Raw genomic sequence first — 26,594 nt, 5'->3', positions numbered from 1 at the left:
TATTAATAATTGTTATTATTTGTTCTCCAAAGGCAAATATACCAGATTCATTTTTAGATTTATAAATTTTTTATGAAGATTGATGAATTTTCCTCACTTAGCCGATGATTTGCAAATTACGTACAATATGCAGTTGACTTTATAAACCACACTTCTTACATTAACTGAATGAAACAAATTAACGCTCGCACTTACTTTTCTTTTTTTAGCTTCTTTAGATAGAGGAGGCTTAACTGTTTGCGAGATAATTTCACCGAATAGCTAAAGCCTCCCACTTGGGAGGCTTTTTTGTTTGTGCACTGTTTTGGAATGAGGAAACCAATATGAGCATTGATACATTAAATGCGTTAAGACATGATATAAATGAAATAGATTCAGACTTACTTGTCTTACTAGCCAAACGACGCCGTATTAGCCACAGCGTTGTTGAATATAAAATTGCCAACAATAAACCAATCCGCGATGAAGCACGTGAGCAAGCGTTGCTCGAAAAACTAATTGGTTACGGAAAGTCGCTTGGTTTAGATGCCTATTACATTAACAATGTATTTCAAACCATTCTTGAGGACTCTGTACTCAACCAGCAAGCGATGCTACAAAAAAGCCTCAACCCCGATGCAATGAGCGAAACACACCGCGTCGCTTACTTGGGCGGTCAAGGTTCATATAGTCAATTGGCTTGCCATAAATACTTTAGCCGACGTCCAGGAAAAGTAATAGAAATTGGCTGTTCAAGCTTTGAACAAATTACAGGGAACGTTGAAAATGGACAAGCTGACTTCGGCTTACTCCCCATTGAAAATACTAGCTCTGGTAGTATTAATGAGGTATTTGATCTCTTACAACATGCGCAAGTATCTATTGTGGGTGAAGTGACCCACAGTGTTGAGCATTGTTTGCTTGCCCTGCCAGACACAGAACTGTCTCACATAAATAAAATCTATGCTCACCCACAACCTTTCGCCCAATGTAGCCGCTTTGTACAAGGGCTCGGTGATATTCAACATGAAACATGTGATTCAACTTTCCATGCACTGCAATCAGCATTAGATACGCCCAACAGCGCAGCAATCGGCTCAGCTCAAGCAGGGAAAAATGTTGGTCTAGAGGTTGTAAAAACAGGGCTGGCTAATCAAAGTGAAAACCATAGCCGTTTTATCGTTGTTGCACGTAAACCACTACAGGTTTCTAAACAAATACCAACAAAAACAAGCTTGATCATGGCAACCAAGCAACAAGCTGGTTCATTAGCTGATGCGTTAATGGTATTTAAGCATCATCAAATAAACCTTGTAAAACTTGAATCTCGCCCTGTACCTGGTAACCCGTGGGAAGAGGTTTTTTATGTAGATTTAGAGGCTAACCTTGACGATTTACATGTCAAACAAGCACTCGAAGAGCTGAAAGAGCACACCCAATATATTCGTATTCTAGGCTGCTACCAAAGCGAGTCTTTACAAGCTGTCAGCGTTTAACGTAAAAACTAGTCGTAACACCAAAAGGAGCTAGCAAGCTCCTTTTTGTTACGAATATTCACCGCAGACACTTGCACCCAAGGCACTCCCTAAGCATAATCTTGAAAACACTTCAAAATTGGATCTTTCATGAATTGGTTAGCTGAATTAGCAAGCAAAAGAACACCTTGGGTTTTACTCGCTTTAACCGCATTTGTTTTTGAAATAACAGCGCTGTTCTTTCAATACAATATGGGACTTGAGCCCTGCATAATGTGTATTTACCAACGTTTTGCTATGCTTGGCCTTCTTGGTGCAGGTATTGTCGGCGCAATCAACCCACAAAGCACCCTATGTAGACTTATCGCATTTGTTACTTGGGGGATATCTTCAATTTGGGGCTACTTTATTGCCAAAGAACACATCGCGATGCAAAACAATACAGACCCGTTTGCATTTAGCTGTGCATTTGAACCAAACTTTCCAAGCTTTATGCCTCTGCACGAATGGATCCCAAGCTTCTTTGCTGCAACAGGTGATTGTGGAAACATAGATTGGCAATTTGCGTCAATGAGTATGCCTGCGTGGATGGAAGTTATTTTTGCAGCCTATTCACTTGTTTTTATCGCTGTTGTAGCGAGTCGTTTAGTAATTAAAAAGTCGTTGTAATGTTGTATTTTTTTTCTAGTCAAATTCCTGCTTTAAAAGAGTTTAAAGTAAGACAACGTCAGCAAATTATTGCCCTTGCACTTGCGCATTTAAGTCCTATACAGAAGATCATTTTATCTGTATGTAAACTTGTTTTTTTAGCGCCCCTGTTTTTAGGTTTAGCTTATTTTCAGGGCTGGTCGCTTGTGCCTTGGCTGCTACTAGCTGGCCTGAGCTATCCACTCATAACAACACCGATTGAAAACATGTTTGCGCTCCCCCATTTACAAGTAGCAATTAAAGAGTTTAAACAGGGCGAATAACCGCCCTGTTTACTTATTTAAAGAATAATTTTTCCTTCTAGCTGCGAGAACACCTTTTCACCGATCCCTTTTACATCTTTGAGTTGTTCTAATGATTTAAAAGGCCCCTGCTGAGTTCGGTGTTCTATAATCGCTTTGGCTTTTGACTCACCCACGCCAGGAAGCAAAGTGAGTTGCTCAACACTGGCTTTATTTATATTCACCTTTTGCTGTTTTACTTGCACAGCTCCTTTATCTTCAGCTGCACTAATAGGTAAAGTGGGCAATAAAGTTAAGCCTATTGATAGAAAGAGACTTGATAATAGTTTCATATTTTCCTCCGTGATATCCATTATGGATAGTTAAGTTAATTGTCACCTAACGCTTATTGCATCCCTACCGTTTCTATAATAGTGACATCATTAAATAAACCTAAAACCAACCTCAATGTCAAATAATCACCACAAAAAATAGACTCATCAAACTTGCAAATTCCGCCACAAACGATTACTGTATATAAAAACAGTAATCAAAGTGGCGTTGCTACGCTACAAATGCCACGCTTAAATGCAGGAGAAATCATGGCTGTTGTTGTTAAATATGTTGTAGAAAGAAACGGAGTCGAGCGAATGACGTTTACTACTAAAAAAGAAGCTGACGCATATGACAAGATGCTCGACATTGCTGAATCACTAGAAATGATGCTTGAGAAAGTTGACGTACCACTAAGTGAGCAACAAATTGAATCTCTTGCACTTGAGATGGCAAAAGAAAAAGACCAATTTATGGCTGTTTTGAAAGGTGCTAAAGAGGCTCCTGTAAAACCTAAAAAAGCAAAACCAGCCACCGACAATGTTGCAGATATAAAAGAAAAAGCAGCAGGTTAAAAATAAAAATCCAATAAAAAGGGCAACTCTATGTTGCCCTTTTTGTATCTAATCAAAAGTGTCTAATTAAAAACTACAGTGATGCCTCAACGTCATCAAATAATTTAGTAATTTCTTCTTTAGGTTCTGGTGTACTTAAACTCACAGCGACTATCGCAATACTTGATAGAATAAACCCAGGCACTATCTCATAGATAATTGCACTTAATTTTTGCCCATCAATCGTAACTGGTGCATAAATCCAAAATAGAACTGTCGCAGCACCCACAACCATACCCGCTATAGCCCCCTGAAGGTTCATACGTTTCCAGTAAAGGCTGAATAACACAAGTGGGCCAAATGCAGCACCAAAACCTGCCCATGCATTACTGACTAGGTCAAGAATAGAACTATTACGGTCATAAGCTAAGTAGATAGCAAACAGCGCAACCAAAATAACACTAATTCGGCCAACTAAAACAAGTTCTTTCTGAGACGCACTGCGGTTGAGGTATATTTTATAGAAATCCTCAGTCAATGAGCTTGAACACACCAATAGCTGCGACGAAATAGTACTCATAATCGCCGCAAGAATAGCAGCAAGTAAGAAGCCTGCAATCAGTGGGTGGAAAATAAGCTCAGACAGCACTAAGAAAATAGTTTCTTTGTCATCAATTGGCATTTGGTTTTCCAGCATGTAAGCGGCACCAAACAGACCAGTTAGCACAGCACCAATTGCCGATAATGTCATCCACGACATACCCACACGGCGCATGGTCGGCATATCTTTCACTGAGCGAACAGACATAAAGCGTACAATGATATGTGGCTGACCAAAATAACCTAGTCCCCACGCCATTGCCGAGATGATGGCAATTGTTGAGCCACCTGCAAACCAGTCCATCATATTAAGTGCATGAATTTCTGATTCTTTCGGTGAGCTTAATAATAAGTCATAGCGAGCATTAGCTAACGTATCCATAAACGGCTGGTCAAGCATAGTATAGGTCGCTATCGGTACTGCAAGCAGCGACACGAACATGATACAACCTTGCACAAAATCAGTTAAACTAACTGCTAAAAAACCACCGAATAATGTGTAAAGAACAACCACACCCGTTGTGATATACAAGCCCATCTCGTAACTCATGTTGAATGAATTTTCGAACAACTTGCCACCCGCAACAACCCCTGATGAGGTGTATAATGTGAAAAATACGATAATAACAATAGCTGAAATTACGCGCAGAATATTTTTATTATCATCGAAGCGATTTGCAAAATAGTCTGGAATGGTGATTGAATCATTCGCTTTCTCTGTATACACGCGCAAACGTGGTGCGACGAGAAAATAGTTTGCCCAAGCACCAAGTACCAAACCTATTGCGATCCATACCTTACTTAAACCAAACAAGTACATTGCACCTGGCAGACCCATCAGTAACCAACCACTCATATCTGATGCACCTGCTGATAGCGCAGCGACACTTGGTGATAGATTACGACCACCTAGCATGTATCCCGATACATCATCTGTTGATTGTTTGTAAGCATAAAGCCCAATCCCCAACATTACGATGAAGTACAATGCTAACGAAATTATCATTCCTGTTTCCAAATTAGCCTCCAATTATTGATTAATGTTGGCTTTTAATCCGAATAATGACTCGCAAGCCATTTAATTTTAAGACATTATTGGGGTAAAAACCGATATCACTCACGACTATATCATGCTTCTACCCTCCAACTCCAATCTAGCCGATGGGTAGCGGCTTTGACGCAATAAACACTTTGCTAACAATTTTTCTATTATTTAGACGCAAGTAATAGAATTCTATTACGATTTATCCTAGTCTTAGGATCTAAAGTGAAATAATAAAACAACTTTTCCCCGTTTCAGCTCTTTTACTAATGCTATTTCAAACGCAATGCAATATATTGCGGGGAAAAATGATTTAACTGATGTGGATTTGCTTCAAATATGTACTTTTACGCTGCGCGCCAACCAATTCTAGACAAAGAAAAGAAACTTGTAGGCTATGAACTTCTCTTTAGAGATGGTGTAGATAACGTGTTTCCTGAGATTGATGGTGATGAAGCGACTTCTCGACTCATTGAAGGCAGCCAATTCAACTTTGGGCTTGATGATTTAACTGATAATAAGCCTGCCTATATCAACTTTACCCTAGAAACGCTGCAAAAAGGCTACCCGTTACTGCTTGGTAAAGACCAGATTGTTGTAGAAATTCTTGAAACAATCCAACCTGGGAAACGCCTTTTAGCTATAGTCAAAGACTTAAAAGAAAAAGGCTACACCCTTGCGCTTGATGATTATATTCATCAACCTGTTTGGCGTCATTTTTACCCTTTTATTGATATTATTAAAATCGACTTTTTAACCTGTACAAAGGAATCAATACAAGAAGTCATAGAAGCAATCAAACCTTTCCCTCAGATCCAGCTTTTGGCGGAAAAAGTTGAAACATATGAGAAATATCAACTTGCCGTTGATATGGGCTTTAGCTACTTTCAAGGCTTTTTCTTCTCAAAACCAGAGATGGTACAAAGTAAAACACTTCCCCCTTCAGAAATGGCACTTGCAGAGCTTTTGTATGAAACATCAAGCGTTGATGTAAACCTTAAAAAAATCACTGAAGTTTTCGAGCGAGACGTTAACCTATCATACAAGCTACTACGCTACTCAAACTCTGCGGCATTTAAGCGCCGCGCAGAAATAAGCACCATTAAGCAAGCGCTTATTGTATTAGGCAACGAAGAGATAAAACGTTTCTTATCACTGTTGTTTGCAGCACAAGTTGCCGCAGATAAACCTGCTGAGCTAATTCGACTGTCATTAACGCGAGCTCGCTTCACCGAACTACTTGCCATTAACCACGGTCAGCTACGTGATACTGGCATGGCATTTTTAACGGGCATGATGTCATTAATGGACGCTATCTTAGATGAAGATATGCCAAGCGTGATGAAAAAACTGCCATTAAGTAATGATATAAAAGCCGCACTGCTCGATGAAGAAGGGCAACTTGCCGTTTACTTACGGCTTGTAAAGCAATACGAGCAAGCAAACTGGCAAGGCGCTAAAGATATTCAACAAGAGCTTGGTCTAGCCCCTGAAGAGGTGCCCGATGCTTATCATGATGCTGTTAACTGGGCAAATGAACAAATGTCAGTTTTTGGCGATTAAACAAACATATAGCGAATAAAAAATGCCAGCAAAAGCTGGCATTTTTTATTCTAATAGATTGTTAAAGATTTTCTAAGAAGTCTTCATCAAAATCATCAGGCTCTTCTTCGATGGGCGGATTACCGTCATGTAGTTCATACAATTGGCGCTGAAAATAAATATCTTTCATAAAGATATAGGGATCTAGCGACTCATTTAATAAACTCTCTTGTGGTATTAATGATGCCCTCGCCTCTACAGCCTTTAATGCAAAAACGAGTATAGTTTGTGGCGTAGTAAGCGCAATTTCTGGTAAAACAACATTATCAACTACATCACCGGTTAGGTTTCTTGCTGTGGTTGGCCCCATACCTGGCAACATAAGATAAGCACCGTCACCGACTCCCCATATACCTAGAGTCTGACCAAAATCCTCATCAACTATTTCTAAGCCAAGCGATGACGCAACGTCAAAAAAGCCAAACAAGCCTACAGTCGAGTTAACTAAAAAGCGTGCTAGGCTAATACTCATGTTACCCGGTTTGCCTTGTAAGCCAGCATTCACCATATCGGTCGGCGCAGTTATATTATCTGTAAAATTCACGATACTGCGTCTAACCGGCACAGGCGTCACTGTTACATAACCAACAGCCGCAGGACGAAGGATATACGCATCCAATACATCCATATTAAAGTCATACATAGGGCGGTTAAATGACTGCAGGGGATCACGGTCATCTAGTTTTTCGTCAGGTACTTGTGCGCATCCTGCGAGCACCGCAAAAAAAATAAAAAATAAACTGTGCTTAAACATCAACTGTCCTTACGGTATCAATTCATTAATCAGCAATGCGTACTCTTTAACTTCAGCACGCTCTAAAATATCCGACTTACCTTCTAATTCGCCGCTAGAAGGTACCACAGTTGCATCTTTTGATAAACGCGCAGTTAAGATAATTTTATCTGTGCTAGAAAGCGTTAATCCTTCAACCATGGCATTGCTGTCACTGAGTGTTACCTCTAGTGGAAAGCTATATTCTGTCATTTTAACAACAGCTAATGGCATAGGCGGACCATTCGCGGCTTTTGCAAAAACAAATAATGTGCCATCATCCGGAAGCTGTGTTTTTAACTCACTGGCTAAGTCAACGGTGACTTTTATTTCACTGTTTGCTATTTCAGCTTGTGTGTTATCAGTAATCTGTTCACTGCCCATTTTCGCATCTATTTCAGCAATTCGCTGCGCTATCATGCTATAGCGAGGATCGTCCTTTTGCATACTAGCCAGTAATACTTCAAATGCCGTTTTCGCTTGTAGCCAATCTTTACGCTCATAAGCAATTAATGCCAGTAATGAGATTGCATCAACATTGGTTGGTTCTGATTTAAGAACCTTCGACAACATTGTCGCAGCACGCGACATATTTGCATCACTCCCCTCAATTAACAAAACTTGTGCATAGCTAATTAGCACCTGTTTGTTATCTGGGTTCATCTTCAACACTTTATCAAATGATTGCATAGCCATGTCATATTCATTCAACGACATAGCCACACGCCCTAGCAACATCCAGGCAACTTCATCATCGCCGCTTCTGTCTAACTTAGTACGCAGTGCAAGTGCAAATGCTTGAAGCTCATTTGGAGTCAATGGCTCTTTATCCTGCATTACAGCACGTTCACCATATGACTTTAAGTTTGCCATTGCATCGTGCCAGCCTTTTATTTGTTGCTGGCTGCCTGTGAAGCTATAAAAAATAACGGTCAACGCAACTAAAAAACCAGCGCCAGTTAAGGCAATAATGCGATTATTACCAGAACTATTTAACGCTTTTTCAGGCGATAATTCGTTTAACAAGCGTCGCTTTTGCTCAACAACAGATTCTTCATGCATTTGAGCATCTATACGCTGATTTTCAAGGTCAGTGTTTAACTCTTCTAAACGTTGATGGTAGATACGGATCAATTCCGAGTTTGCATTGTGATCAAGACGTTGAATTTTTTCGCGCTTAAAAAAGGGTACCACAACAAATAGCAATGCAATCAGTGTGAGTAAAACAAATAAAGCCCACATTAATGCCATTTAGCTTTGCTCCTGACGTTGATTTTGTTTAATTAACTTAGCAAGTAATGCTTCGTCTTCATGAGTCCATGTTTGCTTCACCGAGGCTTTTCGTTGTCGAATAACAATAAAGCCAAAGCCAAGCACAACTATCAAAACAGGCAATACCCAAAGCACTAAAGTTGCAGGTGTAACTGGCGGATCGTAATGAACAAAGTAACCATAACGATCAATCATATATTCAATGACTTCATCCTTGGTTTTGCCATCCTTCACAAGTGCTAATACTTTATCTCGTAAATCTTTAGCGACGACGGCATCAGAATCGGCAATATTCTGATTTTGGCATTTTGGGCAGCGTAGCTCTTTTGTTAACTCACTGAAGCGCACTGCTTGCTCGTCATTGTCAAACTGATACTTATCCTGCTGTGCGAATGCGCTGAAAGTAATTAACAAGCTTGCTAAAAAAATAATTAATCTCACTGCTGTAACTCCTGCATCAAAGGTGCAAACTTCGAACGCCATACACGCGGGTTAATATCACCGGTATGATGTAGCAAAATAGTTCCTTGCTTATCTACAAGAAACGTTTCTGGTGCCCCCGATACACCTAAATCTAGCGCCAAGGTGCGTTTTAAATCTAAAATATTAAACTGATACGGGTCACCAGCGCGATTAAGCATGCTCGTTACATCTTCGCGCAATGCGTTGATATCAAACTGCCCATCAAAGTCAGGGTCGTAGCCTTGTTCATAATACAAGCCAATAATTTTCACACCTTGCTCTCTGAGTTCTGTTAGGTAACCTAACTCAGCTAAACAAGTTGGGCACCACGTGCCCCACACATTAAGCAGGTATACCTCGCCCTTCAAATCGGCATCAGTCCAGCGCTTAGATTCATCCATCAAGTCAGGAAGGTTAAAAGCCGGCATTGTGTGACCTATACGCCCTGTTTGTAGTTCACGGGGGTTGGCAAACAACCCCTGATACAAGAACACACACAGTAAAACAAACACCAGTAAAGGGGCTAATGCTAATAGCTTACGGTTCATGCCATAGCCTCCTCTTTCGTTGATTTTTGACGATAACGTTTATCACCTAGTACAAGGAAACCTGCAATGGAGATTAAAATACCACCGAGCCACATCCAACGGACATACGGTTTATGGTAAATACGCAGCGACCATGCTCCTTGGCTAAGTTGCTCGCCAAGTGCTAAATATAAGTCACGGGTAAAACCTGCATCGACTGCTGCTTCCGTCATAAATTGCATACCTATGTCATAACGACGCTTCTCAGCATGTAACACAGTTACTTGCTTGTCATTTTTAAGCACCGTAACGACACCAGCGTGACCGCTATAGTTAGCACCGCGAATGCTTTTAACGCCATCAAAACGATACTGATATTCATTAAGCGCCACTTTATCACCTGGCTTCATTGAGACATCACGTTCAACTGAATAAGCTGACGTTAATGTAACACCTGCAATAACAAACGCTAAACCAACATGCCCCAGTACCATAGCCCAATAACTTAAACCTAAACGCTTAAAGCCCTCAGCCAGTGTTTTATGAATAGTCACTTTAGCTGCTAAATCAACTAAGGTTGTCACGAAAATCCAAACAGCAAGTGCCGTAGCGATAAAGGTCAGAGGCGCTATTACGTCGTAGCTCGAATATAACCACGCAGCAGTTGCGACAATACTAACAATGGCTGATAAAGCTAATTTATTTTGTAGCATTGACCACTTATTTTGCTTCCAACGAAGCAAAGGACCGATGCCCATTAAGATAGCAAATGGCACAAGTAAGATAGCAAACATCTTGTTGAAGAACGGTTCACCAATCGAGATACTACCTAAACCAAGCTCTTTATGAATCATTGGTAATAACGTACCTAATAAAACAATTAGTGTAGCGACCACTAAGAAAATATTATTTAACCAAAGTGCCACTTCACGGGAAGCAAACTTATAACGGCCTTCACTTTTAACCTGTGAAACGCGTAATGCGTAAAGCGATAAACCACCACCGACAACAATAGCTAAGAAAGCTAAAATAAACATACCGCGGTTAGGATCTGACGCAAACGCATGCACAGAGACAATAATGCCTGAACGAACAATAAACGTACCGAGTAAGCTTAAAGAGAATGCAGCAATAGCCAGTAATACGGTCCATGACTTAAATACACCACGCTTTTCTGTAGTTGATAGTGAGTGCAACAACGCGGTTGCCACCAGCCATGGCATTAATGATGCGTTTTCAACGGGATCCCAGAACCACCAGCCACCCCAGCCAAGCTCAGAGTAAGCCCACCAGCTACCTATAGTAATACCTAATGTTAAAAAACCCCATGCCGTCATAGTCCAAGGACGAGACCACTTAGCCCAAGTATTATCAAGTTTACCTGTTAGCAGCGCAGCGATGGCGAATGAAAACGACACAGACAGACCCACATAGCCCATATAAAGCAATGGCGGGTGAATAATCATACCAGGGTCTTGCAATAATGGATTTAAATCACGACCTTCTACGGGGAAGTAAGGCAATAAGCGCTCAAATGGGCTCGACATCAGTAAGGTGTAAAGCATAAAGCCAACACCCAAAAAGCCTAGCACACCTAGTACACGAGCACGCAAAACCCATGGTAGTGACTTAGAACGCATGGCAACAACCGCTGTCCAACCCGCTTGCATTACAAGCCAAAGTAAAATAGCGCCTTCATGTCCCCCCCAGGTTGAGGTGATTTTATAGTACCAAGGTAAAGTACTACTTGAGTGATAAGCGACATACGAAACGGTAAAATCATCGGTTAAACTGGCATAAATAAGCGCTGCAAAAGACAAAAGTACAAACACAAATTGACCAATTGCTAGCGAAGGAGCAGCACGCATCAAGCGTAAATTACCAGTGTGCGCTCCCCAAATAGGAAAAATACATAATAAAACACTAAGCACCATGGCCAGTGTTAAAGAAAAATAACCGAGTTCTGGGATCATATTAATTGCCGTTATCTAAGTTATAGGTCGGTTTTTCATGCTTAATACCTTTCACTGCTTCAGCAACTTCCGCTGGCATGTACTCTTCATCATGTTTGGCAAGTACCTCAAAGGCATCAATTTCATTCGCTTTAACAAGTACGCCCTGCGCAACAATCCCTTGCCCTTCGCGGAATAAATCCGGCAAGATACCTTGGTAATTTATAGTCACCATTGGGCCAGTATCAATTAGCTTAAAACTCACCTTTAAACTTGATTCATCGCGTACTACAGAACCTGGCACAACCATGCCACCAATACGTAGTTTTTGCCCAACGTGTGGCTTCTCTTTATTCGGACCTTTACCGTCGACTAATTCACTAGGGGTATAAAATAAATTGATGTTTTCTTGCAGCGCATAGAGCACTAAACCTATGGTTGCACCCACGCCAAAAATGATGGCTACAACAGCTAATAAACGTTTTTTACGTCTTGGATTCATTGACCTGCCCCTTGTTTCGCTTTTTTAATGCGCTCTTCACGTTGCACTTGTTGCTTAACTGAAGAGAAAATACGTTTCGTATCGTTTAACGAACTAAATAAAATACCAAGTAAAATTAATGCACACGTGCCAAAAGACAACCATACATAAAAGCCATAGCCTCCCATGGCAATAAAATCTGCAAAAGAATCAAACTGCATGATTAACCTCGCTCAAGCAACTGACGCACCCATGGGCGGTGCTTTTCACGTTGTAAAATTTCGTTTTTAAGACGAATTAATGTCACTGTACCTACAAAGCCAGCAAAGGCAACTATGTTCACCATAAGCGGCCAGAACATACTAGGATCGATGGCTTTAGTATCAAACTTAGTGATTGTTGCGCCTTGGTGAAGTGTATTCCACCACTCTACCGAAAAATGAATAATTGGCAGATTAATCACGCCAACAATAGCTAAAATACACGCGGCACGCCCTGCCGATTTTTTATCTTCGAAGGCATGATAAAGCGATAATACCCCCAAATATAAAAATAATAGAATAAGCTCAGATGTTAAACGTGCATCCCAAACCCACCAAGCACCCCACATAGGTTTTCCCCATGCAGCACCGGTGATCAATGCAATTGCTGTCACACACGCCCCAACAGGTGCAATTGCAATCACTGCAAGTTCTGCATTACGTAGCTGCCATACTAGTGCGATCACAGCTGCGATCGCCATAGAAGAATACGCACCCATAGACAAAATAGCTGAAGGCACATGGATAAAAATAATTCGATAGCTGTCTTTTTGTTGATAATCTGCTGGCGCATAAGCGAGCCCCCAGACCCATCCAACAATCATACAAACCACCGTAACGACGGCGAAATAAGGCAGTAAGGTGTTACACAATTGGTAAGCACGATCTGCTTTTGCGTAGGGATGTAACCACTTCCACATATTAACTTACACTCACTTTCAATGCTGACGATATGGCAATTGGTGCCGCTATAATCGCTACGATTAGCATGGCACCAAGGATTGCAAGCTGTCCGCTATAGGCGAGCTCCATAGAGCTGGTATCAATAGCAGAGGTTGCAAAAATTAGTACGGGGATATACAAAGGCAAAACAAGCAAACTCATCAAAATGCCGCCTTTTTGTAACCCCACAGTCAGTCCAGCGCCAATTGCACCTATAAAGCTAAGCAAAGGTGTACCCAATAAAAGAGTAAGCACCGTTGCCAAAAGCGCTGAACTTTCTAAATTCAATAATAAAGCAAATACAGGTGTCATCAGCACCAACGGTAATCCAGTGATCACCCAGTGTGCGGCCACTTTAGCAAGCACCGTTAATGGTAACGGATATGACGACGCAATCAGCTGTTCTAATGTGCCGTCGTGATAATCATCACGAAATAATTTATCTAAGCCCAACATAGTTGAAAGCAAGGCAGCAACCCAAATAATGCCAGGTGCCATGCGTGCTAGTAGACCCGGTTCAGGCCCGATAGCTAACGGGAAAAGTGTAATAACGATAAGAAAAAATAAAATAGGATTAACGATTTCAGCTCGCTGACGAAACGCTAATTTAAGATCTTTAAAAAAAACCGCAGAGAATAATTGCCAATAAGAATGCTGCTTTACCATCAGTGGCGATACTCCAAAGTCACTGTTTTTAGATCACTAAAATGGGTGGTTAAGTCTTGGTGGGTGGTCAGTAAAATCGCCCCACCTGCATTTAGGTGCTCAACAAAGCGCTCTTGTAAAAATATAACACCGCTTTTATCAAGGGCTGTAAATGGTTCATCAAGAATCCAAAGTTTAGCGTTATTCAACCAAAGCCTTACCAAAGCAACCCGACGTTGTTGCCCTGCTGAGAGCATACGTACTGGAACATCTTCTAGGCCAACCAAACCAATTTTAGCTAAAATAGGGTATAAATCTTGGTGCGTATCGTAGCCATTTATTTTTAGCCAAAAAGCGACATTCTCAAGTGCAGTAAGCTGCGTATTTACACCGGTTTTGTGGCCAATAAATAACAGCTCTTGTGCATATTCATCATAGTACTTGGCAATCGATCGCTCTTGGAACAAAACATCACCTTCATCCGCCGTAGCGAAACCTGCGATAATACGCAATAATGATGTTTTACCAGCCCCGTTTGGACCAGCTAACTGCATAATTTGTCCCGATTTCAAGCTGAAATTAAGATCCGCAAACAAACAACGATCTTGTTTGATGCAGGTGACGGACTTAATGTGTAACAAGATGACGATTCTCTATACCCAAAATTAGGCGATAGTCTACCATAATGATAGGGTAATACGAATATTGCTTTAAAACGATTAACTTATATTTGATCTAAAATAATGAATAAACAGAGCCCGTTAACGCTAACTACACAACTAAACCTTGAGAGCACAGGAGTCAGTCGCGTTGCGCAAAATTCATCAAACGAAGCGATACAAGCACTTGGTGAACAAACTCTAAGTGCCCGTAATATTGTTATTAGCAAACACTCAGTGCAAATGGATGTATTACTCGATGATTCGTGGCAAACATTACGTTTATCTACCCAGCAAACGAATAACCAATTAGCTAAGTATGCATCAGCTAACGTTTCGTTGAATCATGATGGTAAGCAGCTTAGCATCACACCGACACCGGTTAGTATGACATTAAGTAAAGCTCCTCAGTTGCAAGCTCTTTTAAACCTTTTAGCGCAAGGCGACAGTCAAACAACAGCAATACTTCCTGCAACAATTCCGAACAATAAACCGGCTTTAAGCATACCGACTTTAAAAGCCGAGTTTATGTTAAACAACACACTCAGCACACTTTTGAAATCAGCAGCACCTCTACAAGCAGTTATGTTACCTGCAACGACTAAACACGCTGAGTTTACATTAAATATTTTGAACCGTTATGGTGACTCTTTACATCAACAAGCTGTTAGCCAGCAAAAAGTGGCAGAAATCTTAGTTAAATTAGCACCTGAACTCGCACTCAATTTATCTGCGAAGCAGCTACAGCTTACCATTGCAAACAAAGCAATGGCATCGATGATACTGCAATTAAAAGATCTTCCCACAAATGAAAGTAAACAGTTACTAACCCAGCTACAGCTAAATTCTAAAGACATTAAACTAACCCCACAGGTAATCCGCAATGGATTAAAACTGGTAAGTAAACCCATCAATGAGCAGTTTATTTTAAAAAATTCTTTAACTGACACATTTCATCAATTACTTAAAGAGCAACCAAATAAAAGTACCTTTATACCATCGGCACAGCCTTTGAGCTCAACTGATTCACCTATACGCTCTTGGTTAAAAGACAGTTTTGCTGATTTAAAAACACGTATAAGCGATGCGGTACGGTATTTTGAAAAGCTGCCAGCAACTCAAAAACATACAGCAAATTTAAACTCGCCTTTATTGAAAAGCGCTTCATCTTTGGCAGATCTTGGCTTTAATATAAAAAAAATAGATATTATTAAGTTGGCTGAACTACACGCTCCGTGGGCAAATACATCTTCAAAAGTACCAATGACCACAGCCCAAGTCATGCTACCCACGCACTATAATAATTCGCCGCCGATGATTCAGCTTTTTCAGCAGATAAAAGCAGGTTTAGCAGCACTCACTACAAATACCGAACTATTACAACACAGCAAAACTGCAACGAATAACAACAATGCTAATGCAGCGTTTTTAGCATCTAAAGAACCAAATTTAGCGCGGCCCTTACAATTAATGCAGCCACTTGAGGCTAAGCTCGTCGCGACATTAATACCTCAAAGTGAGAGTAAGCAACTTATTAGTACCACTGTGCCTGTTCAATTAAGTCAAAAACTTGATCAGCTTAGCCAAAGTAATAACACCCCATCAATAGACTTAAACCGATTGGTGAATCAAGCATTCAACAGAATGATCTCTGCTCAAAATACACTTCCAGCAACTATCGAGCGTGAACTGTTGAGTATTTTAAGGCCTGCATCATTATCGCCACAAAATCTACAGGCTAGTTTTAATCAAGGACTTGAGCAGCTCGCAGTTACAACCCTTGCAGCGCCTATAATTAGTCAGTCCCCCACTGCAATAGGTTTTAACAACCAACATGGGCTTGATGCTCTATTGCAAGTATTAGTACCAAACTTTAAAGCCCTCGACAGTAACAAAATGCTTGAGCAGTTACAGCAAACTAATCTCCAAACTCTTGCTAATGAAATTGGCCAATTGAAATCGAACTTATCACAGGTACAAACAACCCCGATAAACCAGCAGCAAGACTCTAACCCTTTAGCGCAATTCTTTTTACCAATGAAATTACCGCCAGAAATTGGGCAAACTGAAATTAGCCTAGGTCATTATAAAAAACCGAGCAAAAATAAATTAGAAAGTAAGGATGTATGGTTCGTGAGGCTTAACTTTGACTATGCTGAGCTTGGTCAGCTACAAGTAACTGCTGAAATAATGGATAAAGCCGTTGAATGTCAATTATTGGCATCATCACAAGATGTAACTGCATTAGCTCACCCACATTTAGAAACGTTACGCCACAAACTCGCCAGTCACGGTTTAAATATCGCTGAACTAAACTTAAAACAAGGTGTGCCAACACACCATGCATTTTACCAGTCTCATGCAATCATTAATGTAAAGATTTAATATGAAAGATGACCTCAAACATAAATCCGCCATAGGCCTCCTGTATGAGGTAGGCAATTCACCAAAAGTAACAGCGAAAGGGTTTGGCGAGCTTGCTGATGAAATAGTAAAACTGGCTGAAGAAAAAGGTATTTTAATTCATCAAGATGCTGAGTTAGCAAAAACACTTGCACATCTTGAGTTAGGTGAAGAAATACCTAAGGAACTATACTACGTAATCGCCGAGCTCATTGCTTTTTCATATGTATTAAGAGGAAAATTTCCCCCTGGTTGGCAGGACTTTCAAGGAAAGCTGAACATTCAGGCTTAAATAAATAGAAAAGGCGCTAATTAAGCGCCCTTTTGTTTATGTAATGACATGAGTAACTCAGCCTCAGCTCTGGGTAATTCACACTCGCGAATAATCTCTTCCAAATCGGCACCAAGTTCTACCATTTTTACCGCACGCGAATAAATTTTCGCATTGGGGTCATCATATTTTTGCGCATCTTGAAGTTGTTCAAGTTCTTGATTTTTATCTTCAACAGCAACCAATCTTTTGCCAATACTTAGCATGCCAGCTCGCATTTCAGCCACTTCACTGCGTAAAATACTCAACTGTTGCTGAGCATCTTGCACTTGTTGTTGCTTTGCTTTTAACGCCGTAGCGTGCTTGTTGTTATTAACAAAAATAAGCCCCAAACATACCAAAAATAGTAAGATTGAGGCTCCAAACAAAGAGTATAACAGCATATAAATTCTGAGCGTTTATAATGCGCTCAGCTCATCCCACTCTTCGTCATTTAAAAGTTTATTAAGGTCAACCAAGATCAGTAACTCACCATCACGGTTAGATACACCTTGGATAAACTTAGCACTTTCTTCTGTGCCAATATTCGGCGCACTGTCAATTTCAGAGCTACGTAGATACACAACTTCAGCAACGCTATCAACCAAGATACCGATAACTTGCTTCTCCGCTTCGATAATGACAATGCGAGAATTATCCGTTACCTCTGCGCCCATCAAGCCAAAACGTGCACGGGTGTCGATTACAGTCACAACATTACCACGCAGGTTAATAATTCCAAGCACATAAGAAGGCGCACCTGGAACAGGAGCAATTTCGGTATAGCGAAGCACTTCTTGTACTTGCATTACGTTAATGCCGTACGTTTCTTCTTCAAGTTTAAAGGTTACCCACTGTAACACTTCATCGTTGCTATCAGCATTTTTATTCGCTGACAGTAGTCTTTCTTCACTCATGCTATTACTCCGTAAAAATAGTTACTGCTCACGGCTGTCTAAGCCCTGCTCTAGCAATTGGTATAAATTTTCAACGTCAATCAAGGCGCACATTTTCTCTTTGATAACGCCAGCAAGCCAAGGCCGCTTGCCTGATTTTGCTCGCCATTTTACATCTTCTTCGCGAAGTGTAATATTATTTACGAGCTTCTCAGCCAATAATCCCCATTGACTGTCACCTAAGGTGATTAAATATTGATAATCGAGTGACTGTTCTAATTTTTCATCATACTTTTCAGGCATCACCCAACGTGCTGTATCCACTACATTCAGTTTTTCATCACGATTTAGCATCACACCTTTAAACCACTTAGGTTTGCCAAATAACTGATTAACCTCTGTTAGTTGATGAATGCCCCCTAATGCTTTCAAAGGAACGGCTAACGTTAAGCCTGCAACCTCAAAAAACAGTGCTTGAAATTCACCATCAAAATAGTCTTCTTGTCGCTCAGACGAGGTTTTAGCAACAATCTCAGTCTGTTTTTGTTCGACTATATCTTTGATATTAGCTTGGTTCTCGGTTTTCTCAAGCTCTTTAATAGGTTCAACAACAGGTGTTTCTACTTTTTGCTCTACTTCTAGAGGTAATGGGTCACCTTTTGACTCATTTACTTGTTCGAGTAACTTAGCCACAGGTTCAAGGTTTTGCTGTTCTGGTTCTTCCTCACACAGTAATGCCCCCAAGTATTGGGTCATCACTTTTTCGTTGGCAAATAAGTGTTTGCTGCTCATCTTTAACCTTGTGCAACTAAATAATCGAGTAATGCGCGATACGCAAATACCCCTCGTGATCGAGGACAAAACTGAATAGGTACTTGCTGTGCCAAACTTGCATCTCTAAACTTGGTATCAACGGGGATGACTCCCGACCACACTTTATCTTTGTAATTATCCTGCAGAGTTTTATAGGCTTCAAGGGATGCTTTAGTCCGTTTGTCGTACATTGTTGGTATAATCGTATACTGATATTGTTTAGATTGCGATGTTTGCATCAATTCCATGGTACGCATCATGCGATCAAGGCCTTTGAGAGCCAAAAACTCTGTTTGTACTGGCACTAAAATACGTTCGCTGGCAGCTAAGGCATTAACCATTAATACACCTAATACAGGCGGACAGTCGATAATTGCATAGTCATAATGTTCGCTAATTTTTGCCAGCGCTTTTTTTAGTATAAGACCCATACCATTTTTATTGCCCATACTTCTATCGAGGGTCGCAATCGCCATGGTTGCAGGTAAAATATCTAGGTTCTCAAGTGTTGACGGGCAAAGTGCTTGTAAGATTTCTTCGCTGGCCATACTGTTGCCACGAGCAAAAATATCGTAGACGCTAATCTCTAACTCTTCTGAATCGATACCAAAATAATAAGTTAATGAAGCATGTGGATCGGTATCTATTAATAATACCCGTTTCCCTTGTAATGCAAGCGTGCCAGCAAGACTAACAGCTGTTGTGGTTTTCCCCACTCCGCCTTTCTGATTCGCTACTGTCCAAATTTTCACATCACACCTTATTATTGTTCATTGCGCGTGGTAATTCGAATGCCACCGTGAGGTAATTGGATCACTTTAATCGTGTTGTCATTGCTTGGCAACTCAATTTCTGTACTCTCTTTTACACTAGGATTAGCCTGTTCATTGGTATCCTGCTGTGCTTGTTCTGGTAAACCATATTTAGAAAGTGCCACAACGACTTTACGATTTTCTGCACGCCCTTGCTCTGTCTCATTACTAGAAAAGGGTGAGTATTGACCATATCCCTCAATAGCCATACGAGCTGGGTTTATTCCTAGCTCTTCAAGCTCAACCAATACTGATGTTGCTCTTGCGACCGACAGTTCCCAGTTAGATCGAAACATTTCATTACGAATACCTTCGTTATCGGTATAACCTCTTACACGAATGTAATTATCTACAGGAGCTATAATGTCTTTAACTAATGCAACAACTTGTTTAGCACGTTGTTGAGCAACAGCACTTCCCGATGAGAACAACATGCCTGAACTTAATTCAATTATCAGCCAGTCTTGATTAAGCTCAAGGCTTGCCTCACCATTACGGATCTCATCAATCAATGCTGATTGTAGTTTGCTAAGTAAACTATCTAGCGGTTTTCCCAAATGCTTTTTTTCGATATTACTGGTATCAGCTTGTCCATCGATTAATTTAGGTCCTTGCTCTTCTTTAAGAATACTTTCACCATATAAAACGTCACTTTCAGGCGTAACGCGGTCAGTTAAAATGCCAGTACCATGTATCCCAGTTCCAGCCTGCTGATGAGTACGTGCTGATTTATCAAATACTTGCTCTAGTGAATCAGATAACACTTGGAAATCTTCATTCTTGCTAATAGCAATTGCATACATGACCACAAAAAAGGCAAACATAATGGTCATGTAATCAGCATAAGAAACAAGCCAACGCTCTGTATGTTGGCTTTTTTGAATTTTATGACGCATGCGACGGCGCATCATAGGAATTACTCGCGAACTAAGCTTGGACGCTCAACACGATACGCCTCAAGTTTGAGTTCAATATTTAACGGACTTTCACCTTGAGCAATAGCTATAATCCCTTCGGCAAGTAATTCGTGGTACAGCATTTTTTGTTCAATTTGTTGCTTTAATTTATTTGCCATTGGTAAGAAAAGTAAGTTTGCTAAACCAACCCCGTAAATGGTCGCAATAAATGCTGTCGCGACCCCTGCTCCAAGCTTTTCAGGATCAGTTATAAATTGCATTGCTTGAATAAGCCCAAGTACCGCACCTAAGATACCAATGGTTGGACTGTAGCCACCCATGGCTTCATATACACGGCTCACTTCCATTAACCTTTCACGCTCGAGCATTAAGTCGATTTCAAGTGTGTCTCTAAGCTTAGTTTCACCGGCTCCATCAACTAACATACTTAGCCCTTTTGCCGCATAAGGATCGTGATGTGCTAAGGACTCGTCTTCAAGCGAAAGATACCCCTCTTGGCGCGCTTTTTGAGACCAACGCTTCACCTGCTCAATGGCTGCATCTATATCGTGATAAGGGGGGAAAAATACCCAATGGCTAATTTTTACTGTTTTAGAAAATACACTGCTTGGTGTTTGTAACATTACAGCGCCTAAGGTACCACCTAGCACGATAATCAGTGCGGGGCCATTAAATAGAGCGCTTACCACCCCACCTTCAAGCGCATAACCAAAAGCAATGGCGCTAACAGCGACAATTAAACCAAGAAACGACAGTTTATCCACAACCGGTCTCTCGTGTTAAACGTGCAGCAACGTCGTTAAGCGCTAAGCTCTCACTAGCAAGGCCTGCATTGGCAACGGCTTGCGGCATACCATAAACAACACTGGTTTTTTCATCTTGCGCCCATATCGTCGCACCAGCTTGTTTTAACATACGGGCACCATCTCGACCATCAGCCCCCATACCAGTAAGTACAACTGCCAATACATCACCACCAAATGCTTTAGCAGCACTTGCAAATGTTACATCCACACTCGGTTTGTATGTAATGCGAGGACTATCATCCTCGAAAACACGTAATGTTCGAGAGCTTCCACGCCCTTCTACCAGCATTTGCTGACCACCCGGTGCTAAATAAGCGGTGCCTGGTACTAATCGGTCGCCTTGTTGCGCTTCTTTCACTTTAATTTTACACAAACCATTTAGTCGCGCAGCAAAAGCAGGTGTAAATGCAGCAGGCATATGCTGAATCAGCAAAATAGGGTGCGGAAAATTAGCTGGCAATTGAGTTAATATGGTTTGTAAAGCAACAGGGCCCCCTGTTGATGTACCAATTGCGACAACTTGATACTGCTTGCCTGAAGCTCGCACATTGCTCGTCGATGAAGCCGGAGCTGGTGCTGGGCGGCTGAAACTACGATCAGGCTGAACAATACCACCGCTTCTTGTGCTTGTAGATGCAGGACGAGGTGGCGGAGCAGGACGTGTAAAACGTGAAATGCGACGGCGACCAATTTCTTTTACTTTATTTTGTAAAAGTGCGATTGCATCTTCATTATTTCGAGCAATATCTTCAAACTTTTTCGGTAAAAAGTCCAAAGCCCCCGCATCAAGCGCGTCAAGTGTTGCTGTTGCACCATCACGAGTTAATGAAGAAAACATTAAAATAGGCGTTGGTGTTGCAGCCATAATCTCTTTGACGGCACTAATACCATCAAGAACAGGCATTTCAACGTCCATAGTAATAACATCAGGCCTAAGCTCTTTTGCCTTATCAACAGCTTCTCTGCCATTCACGGCAAAGCCTACAACTTGGATATTACTATCTTGCTCTAAAATTTCGCTAACACGGCGGCGAAAAAAGCTCGAATCATCGACTACTAATACTTTGACTGCCATTGGCACTCTCTTGTTATGTGTTCAGTGTAAGTGCGCACTATTAATGCGCACTTAGAATAGTGAGTTTAAATAATGCTAGCCAACGTAATGTTTAAGCATGCTTGGCACATCTAAAATAAGTGCAATCCCACCATCAGAGGTAATCGTCGCACCCGCCATGCCTGGTGTACCTTGTAATAAAGCATCTAGCGGTTTGATAACGACTTCTTCTTGACCTATCAATGAGTCAACAACAAAGCCCACCTGTTTTGTACCTATTTGAACAATAACAACATGTCCTTCGGCTTTGCGTTCTTGGCTATTTGCACCTTTCACTAACCAATGCTCTAGATAAAAGAGCGGAATAGCTTTTTGACGAACAATAATCGTCAGCTGCCCATCGACAACATTCGTCTTGGTTAAGTCGAGGTGGAAAATTTCACTAACACCTGCAAGTGGCAACGCAAATGTTTGCTCTCCAACAATAACCATCAATGTTGGAAGAATGGCCAATGTAAGCGGCACTTTAATTTCAAGTACAGTACCGACCCCAAGTTCTGACTGAATATTCACTGAGCCATTTAATTGGGTAATCTTGGTTTTCACCACATCCATACCCACACCACGGCCCGAAATGTCAGAAATCTCTTCTTTCGTTGAGAAGCCAGGAGCAAAAATTAAATTATACGCTTCTGTATCAGATAGTCTGCTAGCTTGGTCATGATCGATAACACCTTTACTGATTGCTATCTTTTTCAGTTTCTCAGCGTCCATACCGGCACCATCATCACGGATGGTAAGTAGAATATGGTCGCCTTCTTGTGATGCTGATAGCGTAACAGTACCTGTACGAGGCTTGCCTGCGGCCTCACGTACATCAGGCATTTCAATACCATGATCAACTGAATTACGGACCAAATGCACAAGTGGATCAGCAAGGGCTTCAACTAAGTTTTTATCTAAATCAGTCTCCTCACCAACCAACTGCAAATTAATATCTTTTTTCAAACTACGTGCTAAATCACGAACGACGCGAGGGAAACGGCCAAATACTTTTTTAATCGGCTGCATTCGTGTTTTCATCACAGCACCTTGCAAGTCAGCTGTGACAACGTCTAAATTCGAGATAGCCTTACCCATAGACTCACTATTGGTATTATTAGCAAGACTGACTAAGCGGTTACGAACAAGTACCAGTTCGCCAACCATGTTCATAATCTCGTCAAGACGTTTAGTATCAACACGTACCGTCGTTTCCGCCTGTGGTGCAGGTGCTTTTTTCGCAGCGGCACTTGGCTTAGGCTCTGCTTTAGCTGCAACAGGAGCAGGCTGAGCCGCTTTTGCAGGAGGAGGGGTTGCTGGTTTTGCTTGAGGCACTGGTTTACTAGGCTCAGCTTTCGCAGCTTCAGGCGCTTTTGGCTCTGTAGGCTGTGCTGATGATGAAGGCTCTAATGATTTAGGCGCCGTTCCTTTACCATGTAACTCATCAAGCAGGGCTTCAAATTCATCGTCACTGATTTCATCGTCACCCTCACTGCCAGCAGGCTGTGATGCTGTGCTAACAGGCTTTTCAGCCGACACTTGTTCTGGTGTGCTCGTTGATTTTACTTCACCAAAGCTACCAACTCCGTGAAGTTCATCTAACAAACTATCAAATTCATCATCAGTGATATCATCACTGTCATTACTTACTTTTTCTGCTTCAACAGCTGCAGGGCTTTGCCCTTTACCATGTAGCTCATCAAGTAAGCTTTCAAATTCATCTTCGGTTATTTCATCAATATTTTGTGCATCAGGCTGAGTATCAGCCAAACCACCGTCAAACAACATATCAAATGCAAACGGGTCGTCTTCATCGGTGTTATCCGTTGCCACATCAGCAGTTACTTCTGAGCTGTCGATGATAGGTTCTTCAACAACTGGCTCTTCAGGCGCGGTGCTAACAGCCTCTGTTATTGATGTGTCTTCACCAGCAAGTTCTTCAGCGCTTGGTGGGTGACTTAATTTATGAAGGGCTTCAAGGAGGACAGGGTCCGCAGGCTCTGGCTGCTCACGATTCTGAATGGTCGTAAACATTTCATTTATTGTATCGAGAGCCTGTAAAATAACATCCATTAATTCAGATGTAACAGTGCGCCCGCCCTGACGTAATAAATCAAAGACATTCTCGGCGCCATGACAAGCATCAACAAGTTCTGTCATGCTTAAGAAGCCAGCCCCACCTTTTACGGTATGGAAGCCCCTAAAAATAGCATTTAATAAATCTTTATCTTCTGGGTTATTTTCCAGTTCGACTAATTGCTCTGACAAAAGCTCTAAGATTTCCCCAGCTTCAACTAGGAAATCCTGTAAAATATCTTCATCGACTTCAAAGCTCATGCAGCTACTCTCCTCTTAGAAGCCCAGACTTGATAATAGATCATCAACTTCATCTTGTCCTGAGACAACATCATCGCGAGACTCTTTATCAATAATTGGCCCTTCAGGACCTGCTAGCGTATCGCTTTGTGCAGGTGCTTGTTCTATGGCCTGTTTTTCTTGTTTTTGATGACCATCTTCTTGACTGCCAAACACAGTTAAAAGATTGATTAAACTGTCTTCTACTTCGCGCACTAACTCGATGACTCGGCGTATAACTTGCCCTGTTAAGTCTTGATAATCTTGTGCCATTAACACATTTGTCATCAAGCCTTGTAGCTCATCTGTTTTAGTTTGCGAGCTGTTCATAAACTTATCTAAGCTATGACATAATGATTTGAATTCACCGAGCTCAATTTCTCGATTCATCAAACGATCCCATGTAGGTTTTATCGTCGCTATATCGTCTGCAAGTTGCTGAGCAATTGGCAAACTTGCTTCCACTGCATCCATGGTCTTATTAGCGGCGCTTTCTGTCATTTCCATGACATAATTTAAGCGCTGTTTAGCGTCAGGAATTGCTTCCGTTGTTAAGCCTGTTAAACGCGTATCGAGATCAAAGTTTTTTAGCGCTTCATGGAGTTGTCGCGTTAATTTTCCGACCTCTGCAAACAACTCTGATTGTTCTTTTGATGCTGTATCAAGTATTAGCTTATCTGCTTTTTCTTGTTCACCATTTTCAAGATACTCAACAAGTTGACGAGCTTGCTCTAAACTTATTTGAGGCGCAGCAAGTGCTGACATAAGCCTCTCCCCTTAGATTAACCTAAACGTTCAAACACTTTTTCCAATTTGGTCTTCAGTGTCGCAGCAGTGAATGGTTTAACGATGTAACCATTAACACCCGCTTGAGCAGCAGCAACAATTTGTTCTTTTTTCGCTTCAGCTGTCACCATCAGCACAGGAATATGCTTTAGGCTATCGTCGGCACGAATTGCTCTCAACAAATCAATACCTTGCATGCCAGGCATGTTCCAATCGGTGACAACAAAATCAAATTCTTGATTTTGTAGCATTGGTAATGCTGTTGAACCATCATCAGCTTCCTGCACATTGGTGAAACCTAAATCCCTTAACAGGTTTTTAATGATACGTCTCATTGTAGAAAAATCATCAACAACAAGAATTTTCATGTTTTTATCCAAAACATCCTCCGGTGAGGTTTGAACCTATATTTACTTACTACTAATTAATCCAGTCATTGATTTTTGCTTTGAGCTTAATCATCGCCTGACCATGTATTTGACTCACACGCGACTCACTTACATCGAGTATGTGCCCTATTTCTTTTAAATTCATTTCATCGTTGTAATACAAAGACAAAACAAGCGCATCTCTTTCTGGTAACGATTGAATAGCCGTTAATAGAGATTGGTTAAACCGTTCATTTTTAACGTTATTAAACGGTTTGTCTAGTGCTAAATCTTGGCCCATTGGTGTGATGACATCTTCATCAACACCTAAATCCTCAATACCCAGTACTCTACTGGAGTTTACATCATGTAAGATATGATGGTACTCATCAAGCGTAATATCAAGTTTTTCAGCAACTTCTGTATCTTTTGGCTCTCGATTTAAAGTACTTTCTAATGAGGCAATGGTTTCAGCAACGAGGCGGGCATTTCGGTGAACAGAGCGAGGCGCCCAATCGCCCCGACGAATTTCGTCAAGCATCGCACCACGGATGCGAATACCAGCGAAGGTTTCAAAGCTTGCCCCTTTGCTCGCATCAAAGTTTTTTGATGCTTCAATAAGGCCAATCATGCCTGATTGAATTAAATCATCTAATTGAACACTGGCGGGTAAACGAGCAATTAAATGACATGCCACTTTTTTGACTAAAGAGGCATGCTTTTCGACAATCGCATTCAAATTGTTTGCTGATTGATATCCCATCG

30 protein-coding genes are annotated in these 26,594 nt (G+C 41.2%); 7 read left to right on the top strand and 23 right to left on the bottom strand.

Going from position 1 to position 26,594, the window contains the following annotated elements:
* Positions 1-323 precede the first annotated feature (323 nt).
* The 3 genes from L3V38_RS01555 to L3V38_RS01545 all read left to right on the top strand — a co-directional run bounded on the left by L3V38_RS01555 (position 324) and on the right by L3V38_RS01545 (position 2,425).
* Positions 324-1,475 carry a chorismate mutase gene (locus L3V38_RS01555; RefSeq protein WP_062569766.1) on the top strand — a complete coding sequence of 384 codons (1,152 nt, stop codon included), beginning with the start codon at positions 324-326 and terminating at the stop codon, positions 1,473-1,475.
* 129 nt (positions 1,476-1,604) lie between these two features.
* Entirely contained in the window at positions 1,605-2,123 is a 519-nt protein-coding gene (dsbB, locus tag L3V38_RS01550; RefSeq protein ID WP_062569765.1) for a disulfide bond formation protein DsbB, read from the top strand.
* Positions 2,123-2,425 (top strand): DUF6170 family protein, encoded by a 303-nt coding sequence (locus tag L3V38_RS01545; RefSeq protein WP_062569764.1) that lies wholly within the window; start codon positions 2,123-2,125, stop codon positions 2,423-2,425. The genes dsbB and L3V38_RS01545 overlap by 1 nt, the downstream gene beginning before the upstream one ends.
* A gap of 17 nt (positions 2,426-2,442) precedes the next feature.
* Here the strand turns inward: L3V38_RS01545 and L3V38_RS01540 are convergent, their stop codons facing one another.
* The gene (locus L3V38_RS01540) at positions 2,443-2,736 is read right to left on the bottom strand and encodes a helix-hairpin-helix domain-containing protein (protein WP_205989525.1); all 294 of its coding nucleotides are present in this window, start codon (positions 2,734-2,736) and stop codon (positions 2,443-2,445) included.
* A gap of 249 nt (positions 2,737-2,985) precedes the next feature.
* Between L3V38_RS01540 and L3V38_RS01535 the strand changes: the two genes are divergently transcribed.
* Positions 2,986-3,291 carry a YebG family protein gene (locus L3V38_RS01535; RefSeq protein ID WP_237118156.1) on the top strand — a complete coding sequence of 102 codons (306 nt, stop codon included), beginning with the start codon at positions 2,986-2,988 and terminating at the stop codon, positions 3,289-3,291.
* Between the two features lie 73 nt (positions 3,292-3,364).
* Here the strand turns inward: L3V38_RS01535 and putP are convergent, their stop codons facing one another.
* Complete coding sequence (putP, locus tag L3V38_RS01530) at positions 3,365-4,876, bottom strand: sodium/proline symporter PutP (RefSeq protein WP_130150496.1); 1,512 nt, start codon at positions 4,874-4,876, stop codon at positions 3,365-3,367.
* Positions 4,877-5,251: 375 nt separating this feature from the next.
* On the opposite strand from putP, the gene L3V38_RS01525 reads away from it, so the two are divergent.
* On the top strand, positions 5,252-6,475 hold the full coding sequence (locus L3V38_RS01525) for an HDOD domain-containing protein (RefSeq protein WP_130150495.1): 1,224 nt from the start codon (positions 5,252-5,254) through the stop codon (positions 6,473-6,475).
* Positions 6,476-6,536: 61 nt separating this feature from the next.
* Here L3V38_RS01525 and L3V38_RS01520 read toward each other — a convergent pair whose 3' ends face one another.
* The 10 genes from L3V38_RS01520 to ccmA are packed head-to-tail and all read right to left on the bottom strand — an operon-like array spanning position 6,537 to position 14,249.
* The gene (locus L3V38_RS01520; protein ID WP_130150494.1) at positions 6,537-7,268 is read right to left on the bottom strand and encodes a VacJ family lipoprotein; all 732 of its coding nucleotides are present in this window, start codon (positions 7,266-7,268) and stop codon (positions 6,537-6,539) included.
* A 9-nt stretch (positions 7,269-7,277) separates the two neighbouring features.
* Positions 7,278-8,537 carry a c-type cytochrome biogenesis protein CcmI gene (gene ccmI / locus L3V38_RS01515; protein ID WP_237118155.1) on the bottom strand — a complete coding sequence of 420 codons (1,260 nt, stop codon included), beginning with the start codon at positions 8,535-8,537 and terminating at the stop codon, positions 7,278-7,280.
* Positions 8,538-8,999 carry a cytochrome c-type biogenesis protein gene (locus L3V38_RS01510; protein WP_237118154.1) on the bottom strand — a complete coding sequence of 154 codons (462 nt, stop codon included), beginning with the start codon at positions 8,997-8,999 and terminating at the stop codon, positions 8,538-8,540.
* Positions 8,996-9,568: a DsbE family thiol:disulfide interchange protein gene (locus L3V38_RS01505; protein WP_130150491.1), complete on the bottom strand. Its 573-nt coding sequence runs from the start codon at positions 9,566-9,568 to the stop codon at positions 8,996-8,998. Before L3V38_RS01505 ends, L3V38_RS01510 begins: the two co-directional genes overlap by 4 nt.
* On the bottom strand, positions 9,565-11,520 hold the full coding sequence (locus L3V38_RS01500) for a heme lyase CcmF/NrfE family subunit (RefSeq protein ID WP_062569756.1): 1,956 nt from the start codon (positions 11,518-11,520) through the stop codon (positions 9,565-9,567). Before L3V38_RS01500 ends, L3V38_RS01505 begins: the two co-directional genes overlap by 4 nt.
* A 1-nt stretch (position 11,521) precedes the next feature.
* Positions 11,522-12,001 carry a cytochrome c maturation protein CcmE gene (gene ccmE / locus L3V38_RS01495; RefSeq protein ID WP_062569755.1) on the bottom strand — a complete coding sequence of 160 codons (480 nt, stop codon included), beginning with the start codon at positions 11,999-12,001 and terminating at the stop codon, positions 11,522-11,524.
* On the bottom strand, positions 11,998-12,201 hold the full coding sequence (gene ccmD, locus L3V38_RS01490) for a heme exporter protein CcmD (RefSeq protein WP_130150489.1): 204 nt from the start codon (positions 12,199-12,201) through the stop codon (positions 11,998-12,000). Before ccmD ends, ccmE begins: the two co-directional genes overlap by 4 nt.
* 2 nt (positions 12,202-12,203) lie before the next feature.
* On the bottom strand, positions 12,204-12,941 hold the full coding sequence (locus L3V38_RS01485) for a heme ABC transporter permease (protein ID WP_130150488.1): 738 nt from the start codon (positions 12,939-12,941) through the stop codon (positions 12,204-12,206).
* Between the two features lies 1 nt (position 12,942).
* Positions 12,943-13,629 (bottom strand): heme exporter protein CcmB, encoded by a 687-nt coding sequence (gene ccmB, locus L3V38_RS01480; RefSeq protein WP_062569752.1) that lies wholly within the window; start codon positions 13,627-13,629, stop codon positions 12,943-12,945.
* Entirely contained in the window at positions 13,629-14,249 is a 621-nt protein-coding gene (ccmA, locus tag L3V38_RS01475) for a cytochrome c biogenesis heme-transporting ATPase CcmA (RefSeq protein WP_237118153.1), read from the bottom strand. Before ccmA ends, ccmB begins: the two co-directional genes overlap by 1 nt.
* A gap of 102 nt (positions 14,250-14,351) precedes the next feature.
* On the opposite strand from ccmA, the gene L3V38_RS01470 reads away from it, so the two are divergent.
* Complete coding sequence (locus L3V38_RS01470; protein WP_237118152.1) at positions 14,352-16,652, top strand: flagellar hook-length control protein FliK; 2,301 nt, start codon at positions 14,352-14,354, stop codon at positions 16,650-16,652.
* Between the two features lies 1 nt (position 16,653).
* On the top strand, positions 16,654-16,962 hold the full coding sequence (locus L3V38_RS01465; RefSeq protein WP_237118151.1) for an EscU/YscU/HrcU family type III secretion system export apparatus switch protein: 309 nt from the start codon (positions 16,654-16,656) through the stop codon (positions 16,960-16,962).
* Between the two features lie 20 nt (positions 16,963-16,982).
* On the opposite strand, the gene L3V38_RS01460 is transcribed toward L3V38_RS01465, so the two are convergent.
* The 11 genes from L3V38_RS01460 to L3V38_RS01410 all read right to left on the bottom strand — a co-directional run bounded on the left by L3V38_RS01460 (position 16,983) and on the right by L3V38_RS01410 (position 26,592).
* Complete coding sequence (locus L3V38_RS01460) at positions 16,983-17,384, bottom strand: DUF2802 domain-containing protein (RefSeq protein WP_062569748.1); 402 nt, start codon at positions 17,382-17,384, stop codon at positions 16,983-16,985.
* Between the two features lie 15 nt (positions 17,385-17,399).
* On the bottom strand, positions 17,400-17,897 hold the full coding sequence (locus L3V38_RS01455) for a chemotaxis protein CheW (protein ID WP_058586379.1): 498 nt from the start codon (positions 17,895-17,897) through the stop codon (positions 17,400-17,402).
* A gap of 21 nt (positions 17,898-17,918) precedes the next feature.
* Positions 17,919-18,668: a chemotaxis protein CheW gene (locus L3V38_RS01450; protein ID WP_062569747.1), complete on the bottom strand. Its 750-nt coding sequence runs from the start codon at positions 18,666-18,668 to the stop codon at positions 17,919-17,921.
* Between the two features lie 2 nt (positions 18,669-18,670).
* The gene (locus tag L3V38_RS01445; protein ID WP_062569746.1) at positions 18,671-19,441 is read right to left on the bottom strand and encodes a ParA family protein; all 771 of its coding nucleotides are present in this window, start codon (positions 19,439-19,441) and stop codon (positions 18,671-18,673) included.
* Between the two features lie 11 nt (positions 19,442-19,452).
* On the bottom strand, positions 19,453-20,412 hold the full coding sequence (locus L3V38_RS01440; RefSeq protein WP_237118150.1) for a flagellar motor protein MotB: 960 nt from the start codon (positions 20,410-20,412) through the stop codon (positions 19,453-19,455).
* Between the two features lie 5 nt (positions 20,413-20,417).
* A complete protein-coding gene (locus tag L3V38_RS01435; protein WP_237118149.1) occupies positions 20,418-21,182 on the bottom strand; it encodes a flagellar motor protein in 765 nt (254 codons plus the stop codon).
* Positions 21,175-22,299 (bottom strand): chemotaxis response regulator protein-glutamate methylesterase, encoded by a 1,125-nt coding sequence (locus tag L3V38_RS01430; RefSeq protein WP_237118148.1) that lies wholly within the window; start codon positions 22,297-22,299, stop codon positions 21,175-21,177. The genes L3V38_RS01435 and L3V38_RS01430 overlap by 8 nt, the downstream gene beginning before the upstream one ends.
* Positions 22,300-22,374: 75 nt before the next feature.
* On the bottom strand, positions 22,375-24,657 hold the full coding sequence (locus L3V38_RS01425; protein WP_237118147.1) for a chemotaxis protein CheA: 2,283 nt from the start codon (positions 24,655-24,657) through the stop codon (positions 22,375-22,377).
* A 15-nt stretch (positions 24,658-24,672) separates the two neighbouring features.
* A complete protein-coding gene (locus L3V38_RS01420) occupies positions 24,673-25,440 on the bottom strand; it encodes a protein phosphatase CheZ (protein WP_130150479.1) in 768 nt (255 codons plus the stop codon).
* 17 nt (positions 25,441-25,457) lie between these two features.
* A complete protein-coding gene (gene cheY, locus L3V38_RS01415; protein ID WP_016708035.1) occupies positions 25,458-25,841 on the bottom strand; it encodes a chemotaxis response regulator CheY in 384 nt (127 codons plus the stop codon).
* A 40-nt stretch (positions 25,842-25,881) separates the two neighbouring features.
* Positions 25,882-26,592: an RNA polymerase sigma factor FliA gene (locus tag L3V38_RS01410; RefSeq protein ID WP_130150577.1), complete on the bottom strand. Its 711-nt coding sequence runs from the start codon at positions 26,590-26,592 to the stop codon at positions 25,882-25,884.
* Positions 26,593-26,594: the final 2 nt, after the last annotated feature.

It is taken from the genome of Pseudoalteromonas sp. L1 (assembly GCF_021728095.1).
In the GTDB taxonomy this organism is placed as follows: Bacteria; Pseudomonadota; Gammaproteobacteria; order Enterobacterales; family Alteromonadaceae; genus Pseudoalteromonas.
This window is presented reverse-complemented; position numbering and strand designations above follow the sequence as displayed.

Bases quoted from the DNA above. Each gene is read 5' to 3' on its own strand.
- L3V38_RS01555 (WP_062569766.1), top strand. From the start codon at position 324: ATGAGCATTGATACATTAAATGCGTTAAGACATGATATAAATGAAATA.
- dsbB (WP_062569765.1), top strand. From the start codon at position 1,605: ATGAATTGGTTAGCTGAATTAGCAAGCAAAAGAACACCTTGGGTTTTA.
- L3V38_RS01545 (WP_062569764.1), top strand. From the start codon at position 2,123: ATGTTGTATTTTTTTTCTAGTCAAATTCCTGCTTTAAAAGAGTTTAAA.
- L3V38_RS01540 (WP_205989525.1), bottom strand. From the start codon at position 2,736: ATGAAACTATTATCAAGTCTCTTTCTATCAATAGGCTTAACTTTATTG.
- L3V38_RS01535 (WP_237118156.1), top strand. From the start codon at position 2,986: ATGGCTGTTGTTGTTAAATATGTTGTAGAAAGAAACGGAGTCGAGCGA.
- putP (WP_130150496.1), bottom strand. From the start codon at position 4,876: ATGATAATTTCGTTAGCATTGTACTTCATCGTAATGTTGGGGATTGGG.
- L3V38_RS01525 (WP_130150495.1), top strand. From the start codon at position 5,252: ATGTACTTTTACGCTGCGCGCCAACCAATTCTAGACAAAGAAAAGAAA.
- L3V38_RS01520 (WP_130150494.1), bottom strand. From the start codon at position 7,268: ATGTTTAAGCACAGTTTATTTTTTATTTTTTTTGCGGTGCTCGCAGGA.
- ccmI (WP_237118155.1), bottom strand. From the start codon at position 8,537: ATGGCATTAATGTGGGCTTTATTTGTTTTACTCACACTGATTGCATTG.
- L3V38_RS01505 (WP_130150491.1), bottom strand. From the start codon at position 9,568: ATGAACCGTAAGCTATTAGCATTAGCCCCTTTACTGGTGTTTGTTTTA.
- L3V38_RS01500 (WP_062569756.1), bottom strand. From the start codon at position 11,520: ATGATCCCAGAACTCGGTTATTTTTCTTTAACACTGGCCATGGTGCTT.
- ccmE (WP_062569755.1), bottom strand. From the start codon at position 12,001: ATGAATCCAAGACGTAAAAAACGTTTATTAGCTGTTGTAGCCATCATT.
- ccmD (WP_130150489.1), bottom strand. From the start codon at position 12,201: ATGCAGTTTGATTCTTTTGCAGATTTTATTGCCATGGGAGGCTATGGC.
- L3V38_RS01485 (WP_130150488.1), bottom strand. From the start codon at position 12,941: ATGTGGAAGTGGTTACATCCCTACGCAAAAGCAGATCGTGCTTACCAA.
- ccmB (WP_062569752.1), bottom strand. From the start codon at position 13,629: ATGGTAAAGCAGCATTCTTATTGGCAATTATTCTCTGCGGTTTTTTTT.
- L3V38_RS01470 (WP_237118152.1), top strand. From the start codon at position 14,352: ATGAATAAACAGAGCCCGTTAACGCTAACTACACAACTAAACCTTGAG.
- L3V38_RS01465 (WP_237118151.1), top strand. From the start codon at position 16,654: ATGAAAGATGACCTCAAACATAAATCCGCCATAGGCCTCCTGTATGAG.
- L3V38_RS01460 (WP_062569748.1), bottom strand. From the start codon at position 17,384: ATGCTGTTATACTCTTTGTTTGGAGCCTCAATCTTACTATTTTTGGTA.
- L3V38_RS01455 (WP_058586379.1), bottom strand. From the start codon at position 17,897: ATGAGTGAAGAAAGACTACTGTCAGCGAATAAAAATGCTGATAGCAAC.
- L3V38_RS01450 (WP_062569747.1), bottom strand. From the start codon at position 18,668: ATGAGCAGCAAACACTTATTTGCCAACGAAAAAGTGATGACCCAATAC.
- L3V38_RS01440 (WP_237118150.1), bottom strand. From the start codon at position 20,412: ATGATGCGCCGTCGCATGCGTCATAAAATTCAAAAAAGCCAACATACA.
- L3V38_RS01430 (WP_237118148.1), bottom strand. From the start codon at position 22,299: ATGGCAGTCAAAGTATTAGTAGTCGATGATTCGAGCTTTTTTCGCCGC.
- L3V38_RS01425 (WP_237118147.1), bottom strand. From the start codon at position 24,657: ATGAGCTTTGAAGTCGATGAAGATATTTTACAGGATTTCCTAGTTGAA.
- L3V38_RS01420 (WP_130150479.1), bottom strand. From the start codon at position 25,440: ATGTCAGCACTTGCTGCGCCTCAAATAAGTTTAGAGCAAGCTCGTCAA.
- L3V38_RS01410 (WP_130150577.1), bottom strand. From the start codon at position 26,592: ATGGGATATCAATCAGCAAACAATTTGAATGCGATTGTCGAAAAGCAT.